Genomic DNA, 3,041 nt, shown 5'->3' on the forward strand with positions numbered 1-3,041 from the left:
ATCGGGGTGGTCTGCGCCGAGGCGCTGCTGCCCGACAGGGCGACGCCGCCGGCGGAGAGCGCGCTCATCGCCGCGGCACCGGCAATCCCGGCCCCGGCGGTCTTGAACAGCAAGCGGCGTTCGATCTCGCCGTGCGCAGGTTGATCCTGCATGGTGTCGTTACCCTGAACGTTCTCGTTGGTCAACATTATTAACACTCCGAAATGGCCTGCTGAGTCTTTGCCCATACGCCAGCAATATGCAAGGTAGTGAAATGATCTGTCTCACCGGGGTTCAATTATGTGTTCGCGCCCCAGCGGCAGGATTACTATCAGGTCGACATGAGATGAAACTGCGAGAGAAACGCCTCGAACTTAAACCCCACACGCGTATCCCACCTGTGAGCTGCTGCCGGTTCAGTAGACACCCGGTTTAAGGCCCAGTGACCGCGAAGCTGTGCGTTTTGGCCATTTGGCGTTCCTGCTCGGGATGCTGAGCTAACCCTGAGCTGTCGGCCGCACGACGATCTCGCCCACGTCGACGTCCGCCGGCTGCTCGATCGCGAACACGATGGCTCGGGCAATCGCATCCGGCGAGATCGCCATCTTCTCCATCGTGCCCACGATTTGCGCCTTCATCTCCGGGTTCGTCATGGAGTCGGCAAAGTCCGTCTTGACGAACCCCGGAGTGATGATCGTCACGCGCAGCTTGTCGCCCGCCTCCTGCCGCAAGCCTTCCGAAATGGCGCGCACGGCGAACTTCGTCCCGGAATACACCGCCATGGTCGGTTTCGTGATCAACCCAGCGGTCGACGCGATGTTGACAAATTGGCCGAAGCCCTGCCTGCGGAACACGGGAAGGGCGGCCGCGATGCCGTAGAGGACACCCTTGACGTTGATGTCGATCATCTCGTCCCAGTCATCGACGCGCAACTCGTCCAGCAGGGACACCGGCCCGATGCCGGCGTTGCTGACGAGCACATCGAGTTTGCCGAACCGCTCACAGGCCAGCGCAACGAGGCTGGACAGGTCGTCGCGCCGCTTCACGTCGATTGGGACATAGGCCGCCTCGCCACCCGCTGCCCCGATCTGCTTGGCGACGGCCTCCAGGCGGTCCGCCCGGCGTGCGCCGAGCACGAGCTTCGCTCCCCGTTCGGCGAGCAGGAGCGCCGTCGCCCTGCCAATCCCGCTGCCGGCGCCGGTGATCGCAACGACTTTGCCTACAGCTCCTGACATCAACGTCATCCTCTTCAGTTTTTCAGATTGGCTCGATAACCACGAACCAGCGGGACTTATGATTCGCCGCTGAGGATTACCGCCACAGCCCCTCGAAGCGCCGGCCCGCCGTGCGGGTGTAGTGGACGGTGTGCTTGGGGTCGCGGTGGCCGAGGTAGTCCTGGATGAGGCGCAAGTCGTGGCCCTTGTTGGCGAGGTAGTAGCCGCAGGAGTGGCGGAGCGTGTGCGGGTGAACGCCAGCCAGGCCGGCGCGCCCGGAAGCAACCTCGACCAAGTAGCTGACGGCCTGCCGGGTGAGCGGATGGCCACGCTCGGACAGGAACAGCCAGGGCAGGTCGCCTTGCCGCACGGCTAGGTAGCGCCGGATCGCGCGCAGCTCATCGCCGGCGACGGGCTGCTGGACGGACAGCCCACCCTTGAGGCGATGCACCCACAGCGTGGAGCGGTCCAGGTCCAGCTCGTCCAGCCGCAGGCTGACCGCCTCGCTGACCCGCAGACCGTGGCGGAACATCATCAGCAGCAGCAGGTGGTCGCGCGTGCCATGCCGACCGCCCTTAGCCGCCTCCAGCAAGACAGCGAGTTCGGCCGCGGTCAGGAAGTCCTTGGCCCGCTCATGCCCGTCTGTGGCGCCGGTTGTACCCTGTCCCCACCCACTCTTTATACTTCGCCCCTTGGGCGCCGCCGCCGGCATGGCCAGGAACCCTTGCTGCTGCTGAGGTCAGCATAGCCTACTTTTAACGGAATGCGCCTTCTGTAAAGAGGCAGCGCTGTTCAGGCAGCCTCCCTCCAATCGAGGTCGAGCCGGGCTTCCATGTCCAGGTCGAAGGTCCAGTACGGGCTGACATGCCCCTAGACCAGCGGCGTGAGGCCGCGTATGTCGGCTGACGTCATGCGCGCCATCCAGCCAGGTTCGGCCAGCACCTGCTGCAGCATGAGCGTGTTCACGTAGACCAGGCACGATTGCAGCAGGTGCAGCGCGTGGACGGACACCTCCTGGTCGTCCAGCCGATTGCTGGCCACCTCGCCGCCCTTGCCGAAGAAGATGAAGCCGTTGGCCGAGTTCCAGGTCTCGACCACGTTCAGCCCCTCGTGGATTTCGCGCCGCAGTGCCTCGTCGCCCAGGTAGCGGCACAGGAAGACCGTCTTGACCGCCTTGCCAAGCTCGGCCAGCGCCTTGTAGGTCGGGTGCTGGATGTTGCTGCGGGTGAACCGGCGCAGGATCGCCTCGGGGTCCGCAGTGCGCTCGGCCATGGCGGTCGTGTATCGCACGATCTCGTCGTATTGCTGCTCGACCAGCGCCCAGTCGATCTGCCGCGCCAGGATGCAGGCCAGGTTGGGGTAGGCCGCGACGCCCCCGGCCCCGGGCAGGTAGAGCCGCTGCGCCGAGATGGCCTTGAGTCGCGGCAGGAGCTGGAAGCCGAGCATCTGGCAGAAGGCGAACGCCACCTCGCTCTGGCCGTGGCTGTCCACGTACTGGCGCTGTACTGGCGCTCGACCTCCATCTCGGTGTCGTGGCGCAGCACGCCCTCGATCATGGCGGCGACCTCCGACGACGAGCAGCGCCGCAGGCGCGAGTGGATGCACACCGATCCTCGCTCGACGTGCCAGTAGATCATCACCCCGCGCCCATTGTAGCGGACGTGCCACTCCGTCATCAGGTTCTGGTCGAAGGCGCCGAAATGCTTGCTGTCCGACGCGCAGGCCGTCGTATTCTCGCCCCAGATGCGGGGGTCGCGCACGGTGGGACTGGCCCGGTTTGGTGGACACCCTGAAGCTTTCAGCAGAGGTGCTCCTGATGCCGAAAACCCGCCCACCATATTCGCCTGA

At 64.9% G+C, this 3,041-nt stretch carries 3 protein-coding genes and 1 pseudogene; all 4 read right to left on the reverse strand.

Going from position 1 to position 3,041, the window contains the following annotated elements; translation table 11 throughout:
* On the reverse strand, positions 1-188 hold a 188-nt coding region (locus tag HUV06_RS15520; RefSeq protein WP_217433926.1), incomplete at its 3' end, for a hypothetical protein.
* Between the two features lie 288 nt (positions 189-476).
* Complete coding sequence (locus tag HUV06_RS15525; protein ID WP_174302146.1) at positions 477-1,214, reverse strand: SDR family oxidoreductase; 738 nt, start codon at positions 1,212-1,214, stop codon at positions 477-479.
* A 76-nt stretch (positions 1,215-1,290) separates the two neighbouring features.
* A complete protein-coding gene (locus HUV06_RS15530) occupies positions 1,291-1,905 on the reverse strand; it encodes a tyrosine-type recombinase/integrase (protein WP_174302147.1) in 615 nt (204 codons plus the stop codon).
* An 80-nt stretch (positions 1,906-1,985) separates the two neighbouring features.
* Positions 1,986-3,041: pseudogene (locus HUV06_RS16395) on the reverse strand (transposase); the annotation flags it as partial.

The sequence above is a fragment of the Caulobacter sp. S45 genome (genome assembly GCF_903642205.1).
Classification (GTDB): Bacteria; Pseudomonadota; Alphaproteobacteria; order Caulobacterales; family Caulobacteraceae; genus CAHJWH01.